General features: G+C 68.9%; 13 protein-coding genes. 10 read left to right on the top strand and 3 right to left on the bottom strand.

Annotated elements, in window-relative coordinates:
* The 10 genes from TSB10GB4_RS13285 to TSB10GB4_RS13240 all read left to right on the top strand — a co-directional run bounded on the left by TSB10GB4_RS13285 (position 1) and on the right by TSB10GB4_RS13240 (position 10,826).
* A complete protein-coding gene (locus TSB10GB4_RS13285) occupies positions 1 to 873 on the top strand; it encodes a phosphoribulokinase (protein WP_186396142.1) in 873 nt (290 codons plus the stop codon).
* 43 nt (positions 874 to 916) lie between these two features.
* Entirely contained in the window at positions 917 to 2,896 is a 1,980-nt protein-coding gene (gene tkt / locus TSB10GB4_RS13280; RefSeq protein WP_186396141.1) for a transketolase, read from the top strand.
* Between the two features lie 87 nt (positions 2,897 to 2,983).
* Positions 2,984 to 4,177: a phosphoglycerate kinase gene (gene pgk / locus TSB10GB4_RS13275; RefSeq protein ID WP_186396140.1), complete on the top strand. Its 1,194-nt coding sequence runs from the start codon at positions 2,984 to 2,986 to the stop codon at positions 4,175 to 4,177.
* Positions 4,178 to 4,189: 12 nt separating this feature from the next.
* Positions 4,190 to 5,269: a class II fructose-bisphosphate aldolase gene (fba, locus tag TSB10GB4_RS13270; protein ID WP_186396139.1), complete on the top strand. Its 1,080-nt coding sequence runs from the start codon at positions 4,190 to 4,192 to the stop codon at positions 5,267 to 5,269.
* Between the two features lie 11 nt (positions 5,270 to 5,280).
* Positions 5,281 to 6,747, top strand: coding sequence for a form I ribulose bisphosphate carboxylase large subunit (locus TSB10GB4_RS13265; protein WP_186387503.1), 1,467 nt, complete (start codon positions 5,281 to 5,283; stop codon positions 6,745 to 6,747).
* An 11-nt stretch (positions 6,748 to 6,758) separates the two neighbouring features.
* Positions 6,759 to 7,148, top strand: coding sequence for a ribulose bisphosphate carboxylase small subunit (locus TSB10GB4_RS13260; protein WP_186396138.1), 390 nt, complete (start codon positions 6,759 to 6,761; stop codon positions 7,146 to 7,148).
* An 86-nt stretch (positions 7,149 to 7,234) separates the two neighbouring features.
* The gene (gene cbbX / locus TSB10GB4_RS13255) at positions 7,235 to 8,173 is read left to right on the top strand and encodes a CbbX protein (protein WP_186387433.1); all 939 of its coding nucleotides are present in this window, start codon (positions 7,235 to 7,237) and stop codon (positions 8,171 to 8,173) included.
* Complete coding sequence (gene rpe, locus TSB10GB4_RS13250) at positions 8,170 to 8,874, top strand: ribulose-phosphate 3-epimerase (RefSeq protein ID WP_186396137.1); 705 nt, start codon at positions 8,170 to 8,172, stop codon at positions 8,872 to 8,874. Before cbbX ends, rpe begins: the two co-directional genes overlap by 4 nt.
* Positions 8,871 to 9,581 carry an HAD-IA family hydrolase gene (locus TSB10GB4_RS13245; protein WP_244570905.1) on the top strand — a complete coding sequence of 237 codons (711 nt, stop codon included), beginning with the start codon at positions 8,871 to 8,873 and terminating at the stop codon, positions 9,579 to 9,581. The genes rpe and TSB10GB4_RS13245 overlap by 4 nt, the downstream gene beginning before the upstream one ends.
* Before the next feature lie 174 nt (positions 9,582 to 9,755).
* On the top strand, positions 9,756 to 10,826 hold the full coding sequence (locus tag TSB10GB4_RS13240) for a D-alanine--D-alanine ligase family protein (protein ID WP_186396136.1): 1,071 nt from the start codon (positions 9,756 to 9,758) through the stop codon (positions 10,824 to 10,826).
* Positions 10,827 to 11,035: 209 nt separating this feature from the next.
* On the opposite strand, the gene TSB10GB4_RS13235 is transcribed toward TSB10GB4_RS13240, so the two are convergent.
* The 3 genes from TSB10GB4_RS13235 to TSB10GB4_RS13225 are packed head-to-tail and all read right to left on the bottom strand — an operon-like array spanning position 11,036 to position 13,312.
* A complete protein-coding gene (locus TSB10GB4_RS13235; RefSeq protein WP_186396135.1) occupies positions 11,036 to 11,854 on the bottom strand; it encodes a metallophosphoesterase in 819 nt (272 codons plus the stop codon).
* 10 nt (positions 11,855 to 11,864) lie between these two features.
* Positions 11,865 to 12,551, bottom strand: a complete 687-nt coding sequence (locus TSB10GB4_RS13230; RefSeq protein WP_186396134.1) for an HAD family phosphatase — start codon at positions 12,549 to 12,551, stop codon at positions 11,865 to 11,867.
* Positions 12,548 to 13,312 (bottom strand): carbohydrate ABC transporter permease, encoded by a 765-nt coding sequence (locus TSB10GB4_RS13225; protein WP_244570909.1) that lies wholly within the window; start codon positions 13,310 to 13,312, stop codon positions 12,548 to 12,550. Before TSB10GB4_RS13225 ends, TSB10GB4_RS13230 begins: the two co-directional genes overlap by 4 nt.
* Positions 13,313 to 13,353 lie beyond the last annotated feature (41 nt).

Genomic DNA, 13,353 nt, shown 5'->3' with positions numbered 1-13,353 from the left:
ATGAGCCAGAAGCATCCCATCATTTCGGTCACCGGCTCCTCGGGCGCCGGCACCTCGACGGTGAAGACCACCTTCGACCAGATCTTCCGCCGGGAAGGCATCACCGCGGTGTCGATCGAGGGCGACGCCTTTCACCGCTACAACCGCGCCGACATGCGCGCGGAACTGGAGCGCCGGGTCGCGGCGGGCGACTTCACCTTCTCCCACTTCTCCTTCGAGGCCAACGAGCTCAAGGAGCTGGAGAGCGTCTTCCGCGAGTATGGCGCGACCGGGCGCGGGCGCACCCGCACCTATGTCCATGACGAGATCGAGGCCGCGAAGACCGGCGTCGCGCCGGGCAACTTCACCGCCTGGGCGCCGTTCCAGGACGACAGCGACCTGCTGTTCTACGAGGGGCTGCACGGAGCGGTCCTCGCCGAGGATGTCGACATCGCCCGCCATGCCGACCTGAAGATCGGCGTCGTGCCGGTGATCAACCTCGAATGGATCCAGAAGATCCACCGCGACCGCGCCCATCGGGGCTACTCGACGGAGGCGGTGACCGACACGATCCTGCGCCGCATGCATGCCTATGTGCACTGCATCTGCCCGCAGTTCACCCAGACCGACATCAACTTCCAGCGCGTGCCGGTGGTCGACACCTCGAACCCCTTCATCGCCCGCTGGATCCCGACGCCGGACGAGAGCCTCGTGGTCATCCGCTTCAAGAACCCGCGCGGCATCGACTTCCCCTACCTGACGACGATGATCCACGGCTCCTGGATGAGCCGGGCCAACTCGATCGTCATTCCGGGCAACAAGATGGATCTCGCCATGCAGTTGATCCTGACGCCGCTGATCGAGCGGCTGATCCGCGACGCCAAGCGGGCCTGACCCGCCGGACGGCTGCCGCGCCCTTTTTTGAAAAGGACAGACGATGACGACCCAGCTTCTGCGGGCCGACGAACGGCTCATGGCCAATGCCCTGCGCGCCCTTGCCATGGACGCGGTCCAGGCGGCCGGCTCCGGCCATCCCGGCATGCCGATGGGCATGGCGGATGTCGCGACGGTGCTCTTCAACCGCTTCATCACCCTCGATCCGGCGGCCGCCGACTGGCCGAACCGCGACCGCTTCGTGCTGTCGGCCGGGCACGGGTCGATGCTGCTCTATGCGATCAACCATCTGCTCGGCTATCCGGACATGGGGATGGACCAGATCCGCGCCTTCCGGCAGCTCGGCAGCCACACCGCCGGCCATCCGGAATACGGCCATGCCCTCGGCGTCGAGGTCACCACCGGCCCGCTCGGCCAGGGGCTTGCCACCGCCGTCGGAATGGCCCTGGGCGAGCGGATGGGCGCCGCCCGCTTCGCCGATCTCGTCGACCACTGGACCTATGTGATCGCCGGCGACGGCTGCCTGATGGAAGGGATCAGCCACGAGGCGATCGACATGGCCGGCCATCTGCGGCTCGGCCGGCTCGTGGTGCTGTGGGACGACAACCGCATCACCATCGACGGCGACACCGACCTCTCCACCTCCACCGACCAGGGCGCCCGCTTCGCCGCCGCCGGCTGGCACGTGGTCCGCTGCGACGGCCACGACCGGGAGGACGTCGCGCGCGCCATCGAGGCGGCCCGTGCCGACCCGCGCCCCAGCCTCGTCTGCTGCCGGACCGTCATCGGCTACGGCGCGCCCAACAAGCAGGGCAGCCACGACGTGCACGGCGCCCCGCTCGGGCCGGACGAGATAGCTGCGGCGCGCCAGGCGCTCGACTGGCCGCACGCGCCCTTCGAGATCCCCGCCCATGTCTACTCGGCCTGGGGCGGGATCGCGGCGCGGGGCGCCGATGCCCATGCCGCCTGGCGCGACCGGCTGGCCGGCTCGCCGAACCGCGACGCCTTCGCCGCAGCCCTTGCGCGGGACACCGGGACGCTGACGGCGGCGATGCGGGAGCACAAGCAGCGGCTGCTCGACGAGCGGCCGGCGATGGCGACGCGCAAGGCCAGCGAGATGGCCCTTCAGGTCGTTGCCGACGCGCTGTCCTTCGCGGTCGGCGGCTCGGCCGACCTGACCGGCTCCAACCTGACCCGGCCGAAAGGCATGGCCGCGATTAGGCCCGGCGACTATGCCGGCCGCTACATCCATTACGGCATCCGTGAGCACGGCATGGCCGCCGCGATGAACGGCCTCGCCCTGCACGGCCTGGTGCGCCCCTATGGCGGTACCTTCCTTGCCTTTGCCGATTATGCCCGGCCGTCGATCCGCCTCGCCGCGCTGATGGGCGTGCCGGTCGTCCATGTCATGACGCATGACTCCATCGGCCTCGGCGAAGACGGGCCGACCCATCAGCCGGTCGAACATCTCGCCAGCCTGCGCGCCATTCCGAACCTTCTCGTCCTGCGGCCCTGCGATGCGGTGGAGACCGCCGAGGCCTGGGAGATCGCGCTTGCCGAGACGCGGCGACCGAGCCTCCTGGTGCTGTCGCGCCAGGGGTTGCCGCTGCAGCGCGACAGCGCGGCGGTCAATGTCAGTTCCCGCGGCGCCTATCTGCTGCGTGCGCCGGCGCGGCGCGACGTGACGCTGATCGCCACCGGCTCGGAGGTGGAACTCGCCGTCGGTGCGGCCGAGCAGCTCGCCACAGCGGGCATCGCCGCCGCCGTGGTGTCCGCCCCCTGTTTCGAGCTCTTCGCCGCGCAGGACCCCGCCTACCGCGCCGAGGTGCTTGGCGAGGCGCCGCGCGTCGGCATCGAAGCCGCGCTCCGCCAGGGCTGGGACGGGACCATGCTGCGGCCGGACGACGCCTTTATCGGCATGAGCGGGTTCGGAGCCTCGGCGCCGGCCGCCCGGCTCTATGAGCATTTCAACATCACCGTGCAGTCCGTCGTCGCGGCCGCGCGGCAGCTCGGGAGGGGATGAGATGAGCGCAAGGATTGCCAATGGCGGCTTCGGCCGCACCGGATCGGACCGCCGGCCCTTCGAGCCGCGCCTGCCCGGGAGGCGGCCGTGACCATCGCCGCGATCACCGAGGCCGAAGTGGCCGGCCGGCGGCTCGTGGTGCGGGCGGATCTCAACGTGCCGATGGCCGGCGGACAGGTCAGCGATGCAACGCGCCTCACCCGCTTCGCCGACGGAATGCGGCCCCTCTTGGCCCGCGGGGCGGCGCTTGTCGTGCTGTCGCATCTCGGCCGGCCCACGGGCCGCGACGAGAGCGCGTCGCTGGCCCCGCTTGCCGGCGATCTTGCGGCGGCGCTCGGATGCGCCGTCGACTTCGCCACGCTGGACGAGGCGGGGAAGGCCGCGGCCCGGCTGCGGCCGGGCGAGGCGCTGCTGGTGGAGAACATCCGCTTCGAGGAGGGCGAGGCGCGCAACGACCCGACGCTTGCGGCGCGGCTTGCGGCGCTCGGGGATCTTTATGTCAACGACGCCTTTTCCTGCGCCCACCGCGCCCATGCCAGCACGGCGGCGATCGCCGACCTGCTGCCGGCCTTCGCCGGGCCGCTGATGATCGAGGAACTCGCCGCGCTCGCCGCCGCGCTCGAGGCGCCGGCGCGTCCCTCGGTCGCCATCGTCGGCGGGGCGAAGGTGTCGAGCAAGATCGCGGTGCTGAAACACCTCGTCACCCGCCTCGACCATGTGATCGTCGGCGGCGGCATGGCCAACACCTTCCTGTTCGCCGGCGGCATGCCGATGGGACGTTCGCTGCACGAGCCCGACCAGACCGGCACGGTCGATGACATCCTCGCCCTCGCCGAGGCGCATGGCTGCCGCGTCCACCTGCCGCTGGATCTGGTGGTGGCGCGCGAGTTCCGGGCCCATGCCCCGACAGAGACCGTGCCGGCGGACGCCTGTCCGGCCGATGCGATGATCCTCGATGCCGGCCCCAAGGCCTTCGCCGCCTTCAGCCGGGTGCTCGATACCGCGCGCACCATCTTGTGGAACGGCCCGCTCGGCGCCTTCGAGATCGCGCCCTTCGACCGGGCCACCCTGGCGCTTGCCCGCCTCGCCGCCGGCCTCACCGAAGCCGGGCAGGCGGTGACCGTGGCGGGCGGCGGCGACACGGTCGCCGCGCTCAACGCGGCCGGGGTCGCGGAGAGCTTCACCTATGTCTCCGCCGCCGGCGGAGCCTTTCTGGAGTGGCTGGAGGGGCGCCCGCTTCCGGGTGTCCAGGCCTTGCTGCGCGCCGATGCGGCGGCTTGACGGGAGGACGACATGGCACTGATCACCCTGAGGCAGCTCCTCGACCATGCGGCAGAGCATGGCTACGGCGTGCCTGCCTTCAACATCAACAATATGGAGCAGGGGCTGGCGATCATGGAGGCGGCGCAGGCCGTCGACGCGCCGGTGATCCTGCAGGCCAGCCGGGGCGCGCGCGGCTATGCCCGCGACATCATGCTGGCACGCATGGTCGAGGCGCTTGCGGCGCTCTACCCGGACATTCCCCTGTGCCTGCACCAGGACCACGGCAATGACGAGGCGACCTGCCTCTCGGCGATCCGCCACGGCTTCACCTCGGTGATGATGGACGGCAGCCTGATGGCCGATGCCAAAACGCCGGCGTCCTACGACTACAACCTCGCCATCACCGCCAGGGTGGCGGCCATGGCACATGCGGTCGGCGCCAGCGTGGAAGGCGAACTCGGCGTGCTCGGCAGCCTGGAGACCGGCGAGGGCGAGGCCGAGGACGGGCATGGAGCCGAGGGCAAGCTCGACCATTCGCAGCTCCTGACCGATCCGGACCAGGCGGTCGACTTCGTCGCCCGCACCGGCGTCGACGCGCTCGCCATCGCCTGCGGCACCTCGCATGGCGCCTACAAGTTCACGCGCAAGCCCGACGGCGACATCCTCGCCATGGACGTGATCGAGAAGATCCACGCGCTGCTGCCGGACACGCATCTCGTCATGCACGGCTCCAGCTCCGTGCCGCAGGAGATCCAGGACATCATCAACGCCCATGGCGGCGAGATGCCCCAGACCTTCGGCGTGCCGGTGGAGGAAATCGTCCGCGGCATCCGACACGGGGTGCGCAAGGTCAATATCGACACCGACTGCCGCATGGCGATGACCGCCGAGTTCCGCCGCGTCGCGGTGACGAACCCGCGCGAATTCGACCCGCGCAAGTTCCTCAAGCCGGCGATGGACGCGATGCGCGACCTGTGCCGTTCCCGTTTCGAGGCCTTCGGCACCGCCGGCCATGCCTCGAGCATCAAGGTCGTACCCATGGACGACATGGCCCGGCGCTACGCCTCCGGCGCGCTCGATCCACGGCGTTCCGCCAGCAAGGCAGCATGAAGGAGCAGATGATGGCCGACGACAGCAAGACGCGGATTACCGACACCTCGAAGCGCTACAAGGCCGGCGTCCTGAAATACGCCCAGATGGGCTATTGGGACGGCGACTACGAGCCGAAGGAAACCGACCTCCTCGCCCTGTTCCGCATCACCCCGCAGGAGGGCGTCGACCCGATCGAGGCGGCGGCGGCGGTGGCCGGCGAAAGCTCCACCGCCACTTGGACCGTGGTGTGGACCGACCGGCTGACGGCCTGCGACCAGTACCGGGCCAAGGCCTACAGGGTCGACCCGGTGCCGGGCACGCCCGGACAGTATTTCTGCTATGTCGCCTACGACCTGATCCTGTTCGAGGAAGGCTCGATCGCCAACCTGACGGCCTCGATCATCGGCAACGTGTTCTCGTTCAAGCCGCTGAAGGCGGCGCGGCTGGAGGACATGCGGCTGCCCGTCGCCTATGTGAAGACGTTCCGCGGGCCGCCGACCGGCATCGTCGTGGAGCGCGAGCGGCTCGACAAGTTCGGCAAGCCGCTGCTCGGCGCCACCACCAAGCCGAAGCTCGGGCTGTCGGGCAAGAATTACGGCCGGGTCGTCTACGAGGGCCTGAAGGGCGGCCTCGACTTCATGAAGGACGACGAGAACATCAACTCGCAGCCCTTCATGCATTGGCGCGACCGCTTTCTCTATGTGATGGAGGCGGTCAACAAGGCCAGCGCCGAGACCGGCGAGGTGAAGGGGCACTATCTCAACATCACCGCCGGCACGATGGAGGAAATGTACCGCCGGGCGGAGTTCGCCAAGCAGCTCGGCAGCGTCATCGTCATGGTCGACCTGATCGTCGGCTGGACCGCGATCCAGTCGATCTCGGAATGGTGCCGGCAGAACGACATGATCCTGCACATGCACCGGGCCGGCCACGGCACCTATACGCGGCAGAAGAACCACGGCATCTCGTTCCGCGTCATCGCCAAGTGGCTGCGGCTCGCCGGTGTCGACCACCTGCACACCGGCACCGCCGTCGGCAAGCTGGAGGGCGATCCGATGACGGTGCAGGGCTACTACAATGTCTGCCGCGAGACCCGCAACGAGGTCGACCTGCCGCGCGGCCTGTTCTTCGAGCAGGACTGGGCGGACCTGAAGAAGGTGATGCCGGTGGCCTCGGGCGGCATCCATGCCGGCCAGATGCACCAGCTTCTCTCGCTGTTCGGCGACGATGTGGTGCTGCAGTTCGGCGGCGGCACCATCGGCCATCCGATGGGCATCCAGGCCGGCGCCACCGCCAACCGCGTCGCGCTGGAGGCCATGGTGCTCGCCCGCAACGAGGGCCGCAACATCGACGTCGAGGGGCCGGAGATCCTGCGCGCGGCGGCGAAATGGTGCAAGCCGCTGGAAGCCGCCCTCGATACCTGGGGCAACATCACCTTCAACTACACCTCGACCGACACGTCGGACTTCGTCCCGACGCCGGCGGTCGCCGTCTGAGGAGCAAGACCATGCGCATCACCCAGGGCTGCTTTTCCTTCCTGCCCGACCTGACCGACGAGCAGATCGCCGCACAGGTCGACTACTGCCTGTCGCGCGGCTGGGCGATCGGGCTCGAATACACCGACGATCCCCATCCCCGGAACACCTACTGGAATATGTGGGGCAACCCGATGTTCGACCTGCGCGACGCCAAGGGCGTGATGATGGAGCTTGACGCGTGCCGCAAGGCGCATCCGCAGACCTACATCCGCATCAATGCCTTCGACAGCACGCGCGGTTTCGAGACGGTGACCATGAGCTTCATCGTCAACCGGCCCGATGAGGAACCGACCTTCGTCATGCGCCGGACCGAGGCCGACAGCCGCGCGATCCGCTACACCCATGACGTGATCCGCTGACCTCCCAAGCGCAAGACCGGCAGGGGACGGCCCACCGCCGCCCCCTGCCCTCGCTCCACAAAGGTCCAGCCAGGAGGAATTGTCCGATGGATGCCGACACCGCCCCGCCGCCCGCGACGGTCGACCTGCGCGGGGAGTTCGAAAGTTCCGGCGTGAAGGAACTGCTCGACGAGCTCGACCGCGACATGATCGGCCTGCGGCCGGTGAAGCAGCGCATTCGCGAGACGGCCGCTCTCCTCCTGGTCGAGCGGGCGCGCCGCTCGCTCGGGCTCAGCCACGAGACGCCGACCCTGCACATGTCCTTCACCGGCAATCCGGGCACCGGCAAGACCACCGTCGCGCTGAAGATGGCCGGCCTGCTGAAGCGGCTCGGCTATGTCCGCAAGGGGCATCTCGTCAGCGTCACCCGCGACGATCTGGTCGGCCAGTATATCGGCCATACCGCGCCGAAGACCCGCGAGGTGCTGAAGCGGGCCATGGGCGGCGTGCTGTTCATCGACGAGGCCTATTACCTCTACCGGCCCGACAACGAGCGCGACTACGGCCAGGAGGCGATCGAAATCCTGCTTCAGGTGATGGAGAACAACCGGGACGACCTGGTGGTGATCCTCGCCGGCTATGCCGACCGCATGGACCGGTTCTTCGGCTCCAATCCCGGCTTCCGCTCGCGCATCGCCCACCATATCGACTTTCCCGACTATACCGACGAGGAACTGCAGCGCATCGCCCGGCACATGATGGCCGAGCAGAATTACCGGCTGTCGGAGGCGGCGGACGCGGCGCTCGCCGACTATATCCGCCTGCGCCGGACCCAGCCGCATTTCGCCAATGCCCGCTCGATCCGCAACGCCTTCGACCGGGCGCGGCTGCGCCAGGCCAACCGGCTGTTCGACGGCGCCGACGGGCCGCTCGACGCGCAGACGCTCAGCCTGATCGAGGAGAGCGACATCCGCGCCAGCCGGGTGTTCCGGGGCGGCCTCGACATCGCGCCGGCGGGCCAGGCCGGCGAGGGAGCGCAGCCATGAGCTTCGACCGCCGCATCCGGATCGCGCCGTCGATCCTCTCCGCCGACTTCGCCAATTTCGGCGCCGAGTGCCGCGCCATCGAAGCGCAGGGCTGCGACTGGGTGCATGTCGACGTGATGGACGGGCATTTCGTGCCCAACATCACCTTCGGCCCCGCGACGGTGCGGGCCCTGCGCCCGCATGTCGGCGGCACGCTCGACGTGCATCTGATGATCGCCCCGGTCGATGCCTATCTGGCCGGTTTCGCCGAGGCCGGCGCCGACATCCTCACCGCCCATGTCGAGGCCGGCCCGCATATCCACCGGACGCTGCAGGCGATCCGCGGCCATGGGGTGCGGGCCGGGCTCGCGCTCAATCCCGGCACGCCGGCGGAGGCGGCCGCGCCGCTGCTCGACATGGTCGACCTCGTCTGCGTGATGACGGTCAATCCGGGCTTCGGCGGGCAGGAGTTCCTCCACTCCCAGGTGGAGAAGGTGCGCAGCCTGCGCCGCCTGATCGGCGACCGCCCGATCCATATCGAGGTCGACGGCGGCGTTACCCGGCAGACGGCTCCCCTTGTCGCCGCCGCCGGCGCGGATGTGCTGGTCGCCGGCTCCGCCGTCTTCAAGGGCGGTTCGGTCGAGCGGCCCGAGGTCTATGGCGCCAATATCCGCGCCATCCGCGACGCCGCGACGGCAGCCCTTGCCGAGGCGGCAGGATGAGCGATGGCATGGGTGGGGGCCGGCCGGGTCCAGGCGCGCTGATCTTCGATGTCGACGGCACGCTGGCGGAGACCGAAGAGCTGCACCGGGCCGCCTTCAACGCCGCCTTCGCCGCCCATGGGCTCGGCTGGCACTGGGACAGGCCGACCTATGGCGCGCTCCTCGCCGTCACCGGCGGCAAGGAGCGCATCCGCGCCTATCGCGACCGCCACGCCTTCGCCCTGCCGCGCGAGACCGACATCGCCGGTCTTCACGCCGACAAGACCCGCCGCTACGGCCGGATGGTCGCGGAGGGCGCGCTGTGCGCCCGGCCCGGCGTCCTCTCCCTCGTCGCCGAGGCACGCGGCCACGGCCTCCGGCTCGCCGTCGCCACCACCACCAGCCCGGACAATGTCGAGGCCCTGTGCCGGGCCCTGTGGCAGCGGCCGGCGGGCGAGATCTTCGACGTGATCGCCGCCGGCGACGAGGTCGGGGCCAAGAAGCCGGCGCCCGATGTCTACCTGCTGGCGCTGGCGCGGCTCGGCATTGCCGGCGAGGCGGCCCTTGCCTTCGAGGACAGCGCGGTCGGCCTTGCCTCCGCGCGCGCCGCCGGCCTCAAGGTCGTCGCCTGCCCGAGCCTCTATATGAGCGGCGACGACTTCGCCGGCGCCTGGTGGCTCACCCCGAGCCTTGACGGCGCCTGGCGGCACATCGCCGCCAGCTTCTGAGCCGGGCGGGCACGACCGGGCGCGTTCGGGCGCGGCATTGACATTCCCGCCGCAACGTCCGATGCAGCGGGATCGCAACCGGGGCGCGTCGCCGCCTTGCAATTGACCCGATCGGCCGACACCCTCGCCGCCCACACGATCAGCGCCCGATCACCTCAACGCCTGGAGCCGCAATTGGGATCTTCTTCGGACAAGCTGCGCATTGCCGTGCTCTTCGGCGGACGGTCGGCGGAACATGACGTCTCGATCCTCTCGGCCACCAATGTCATGGGCGCGCTCGACGCGGCAAGATACGATCCGGTGCCGATCTTCGTCACGCGCGAGGGGCTGTGGCTGCTGAGCCGCTTCGAGAATGGCGCCCTGGCGCGGCCCGAGCGGGGCACCCAGGTGAGCCTCGTTCCCGGCGGGCGCGGGCGGATGCTGGCCCTGCCCGAGGATGGCGCCGCCTTCGACCTCCCGCGCATCGACATCCTGTTTCCGGTGCTGCACGGGCTGCACGGCGAGGACGGTTCGGTGCAGGGGTTTGCGGAGGTCGCCGGCGTGCCGCTGGTCGGCTGCGGCATTCTCGGCTCGGCGACGGCGCTCGACAAGGACATCGCCAAGCGGCTGTTCCGCGAGGCCGGGCTGCCGGCCGCTCGCGCGCTCACCCTCCAGCCCGGCGCCGTTCCCGCCTTCGCGGAGGTCGTGGAGGCCCTCGGCCTTCCGGTTTTCGTCAAGCCGGCGCGCCAGGGCTCGTCCGTCGGCGTCAGCAAGGTCGCGACCGAGGCCGATTACGACGCTGCGCTGGCCGAAGGCTTCCGCCACGACCGCACGCTGCTCGCCGAGGAGTTCATCAAGGGCCGCGAGATCGAATGCGCCGTGCTGGAGCAGCCCGACGGCACGCTCTTCGTCTCCCGGCCGGGCGAGATCGTGCCGGCGCAGAGCCATGGCTTCTACAGCTACGATGCCAAATATATCGACGAGGACGGCGCGGCCCTCAAGGTGCCGGCGGAGCTTCCCGTCGCCGTCCAGGCCGAGATGCGCGAGATGGCGGCGCGCGCCTTCCGCGCGCTTGGCTGCGACGGCATGGCCCGTGCCGACTTCTTCGTCACCGCCGACATGCGGATTCTCGTCAACGAGCTCAACACCATTCCCGGCTTCACCGATATCAGCATGTATTCCAAGGTGATGGCCGCAAGCGGCATCGCCTATCCGGAGCTGATCGACCGGCTGGTGGCGCAGGGGCTGGCCCGCGCCGGCCGCTAGTCACCCGAATCTGAAGTTCGTCACATCTGGCAGCATGCTCTGAACGAACTTCAGATTCAAAAGGGTGACTAGCAAGTCTATGTTTCTAGTGTGGTTTTTGAATTTGAAATACGCTCACCGGCACGCTGCGAAACTCAGGCGTATTTCAAATTCACCACACTAGGGTCCGCGCCCCACCGGCCGCCGCGCGGTTGCGGGCAGCGCCTTGCTCAGGCCCGCACGAAATGCTCCTGCGGCATCACCACATGCCGGTCGAGGAACTTCTCCATGTGAACGACCGTCGCGTCCGCGTCGCTCAGCACCACGGCGAGTTCGCCCGGTCCCTCGCGCCGGGCGACCGGGGCCGGCAGCGGGCCGGACCGGCTTTCCAGCGTCGGCTCGATCGAATAGTGGCAGCCGGCCAGGGTGCAGAACGGGACGCCCCTGTAGGTGCCGGCCACCGTCATGTGAACATGGCCGGAAATCACCTGTCGGATGTCCGGATGCGAGGCGACGACGTCGGCGAAGTCGGCGCAGTCCCTCAGGATGATGAAGTCGTTCTGGGTGTGGAATTTCGTGATGTTGTGATGCAGGACGATGATCACCGGCCGGTCGCTGGCTTCATCGAGGCGGGCCTGCAGCCAGTCGAGCTGCGCGCGTTCGAGCAGGCCGCTGCCGCCGGCCGCCGGATCGGACGTGTCGAGGACGATGACGCGCTGGCCCTTGATGTCGATGACATGGTCGACATTGCCGGTCTCGCTGGCATGCTCGGCGCCGAAATGCTGCAGGAAGGTCGGCCGGTGGTCGTGGTTGCCGAGCGTCAGGTAGCGCGGCAGCGTCAGCCGTTCGACCGCCGCCTCGAAACGGGCATAGGCCTCGGGCTCGCCGCGATCGGCAAGATCGCCGGCGAAGACGACGAAATCCGCGTCGGCATGGGTCTCGTTGACGAAGTCGATGGCGGCGTTCAGGCGGCTGGTGGTCTCCAGCCCGTTCGACAGGCGCCCCGCCGGAACGATGTGAATGTCGGCGAGCACGATGAATTTCAACATGGAATTGCCTCTATCTAAGGGCCGCGAGCGGGCCGGCAAGCGGCAGGGAGATCAGCATCGCGCCGGCGATCAGGTCCGGCGCGACGAGGTGGCCCAGCCGCAGGAAGTCGGGGGTGGGGTGTTTCAGGTCGGGGATCTGCACGGTGGTCATGCCGGCCGCCATGGCGGCGCGGACGCCGTTTTCGGAATCCTCGAAGGCGGCGCAGCGTTCGGGCGGGGCGCCGAGACGCGCGGCGGCTTCGAGATAGATGTCGGGGGCGGGCTTGCCGCGCGGCACCTGGTCGCCGCCGACGACGATGTCGAAATGCCGGCCGATGCCGGCCGCCGCCAGATGCCGCAGTGCCGTCTCGGTGCGCGTCGAGGTGGCGATGGCGAAGGGGATCCCGGCGCCGGCCAGGCCCTCCAGCAGATCGTCGGCGCCGGGCTTGACCGGAATGCCGGCGCTCAGCAGATCGGCGAAGGCCTGCTGCCAGTGCCGGTCGAACAGGCCGGCGTCGGCGATCCCGGCAAGGCCCTCGGCCAGCCGCGCCGATCCGGCGGCGTGGTTGAGGCCGACAAGGCTCAGGAACAGCTCCTCGTCGACGTCCAGCCGGAAGCTCCGGCAGGTCTCGACATAGGCCGCGCGGGACAGCCGCTCGGTGTCGAGGAGCAGGCCGTCCATGTCGAAGACGACGGCGGCGATCGGCGCGGCGCTCATCCCTTGACGCCCGTCATGGTGATGCCGCGGATGAAGTGGCGCCGCGCCAGCAGGAAGGCGATAACCATCGGCGCGGTGACCACGGTGGCCGAGGCGAAGGTCTTGCCGTAGTCGGTGTAGAACTCCTGCTGGTACTGCATCATCGACAAGGTGGCCGTCATCTTGTCCTGGCTCTGCACCACGATCAGCGGCCAGTAGAGGTCGTTCCAGTGCGCCACGAAGGAGAACACCGAGAAGGCGGCGATGGCCGGCACGGCGCTCGGCAGGATCAGGCGCAGGACGATCTCCATCTCGCTGAACCCGTCGATCCGCGCCGCCTGGATGATGCTGTCGGGAAAGGTGCGGAAGAACTGGCGGAACAGGAAGATCGCGAAGACGGAGATGAAGAAGGGGAACATCATCGCGACATGGGTGTCGAGAAGCCCGACCTTGACGATGCCGATATAGATCGGGATCGAGGTGACGTTGATGGGAATGGTCAGCGAGGCGACCACCGTGCCGAACAGGATGGTGCTGCCGCGGAACTTCAGCTTCGCCAGGGCATAGGCCGCCGGGATCGCGGTCAGCAGTTGCACCACCAGGATACCGACGCAGACGATCAGGCTGTTCAGCAGGAACCGCGGATAGGGCTGGTCGAACAGGACGCTGTAGTAGTTGCCGAGGCCGGCGAAGGTCTTGGGGATGATCGTGAAGACCGGGGCGAAGACCTCGCTGGTCGGCTTCAGGCTGGAGGACACCATCCAGATGAAGGGGAAGACCATGATCCACGCGCCCAGCAACAGCAGGGCGGTGACGATGACGG

This window comes from Stappia sp. TSB10GB4, assembly GCF_900185745.1.
Taxonomy (GTDB): Bacteria; Pseudomonadota; Alphaproteobacteria; order Rhizobiales; family Stappiaceae; genus Stappia.
This window is presented reverse-complemented; position numbering and strand designations above follow the sequence as displayed.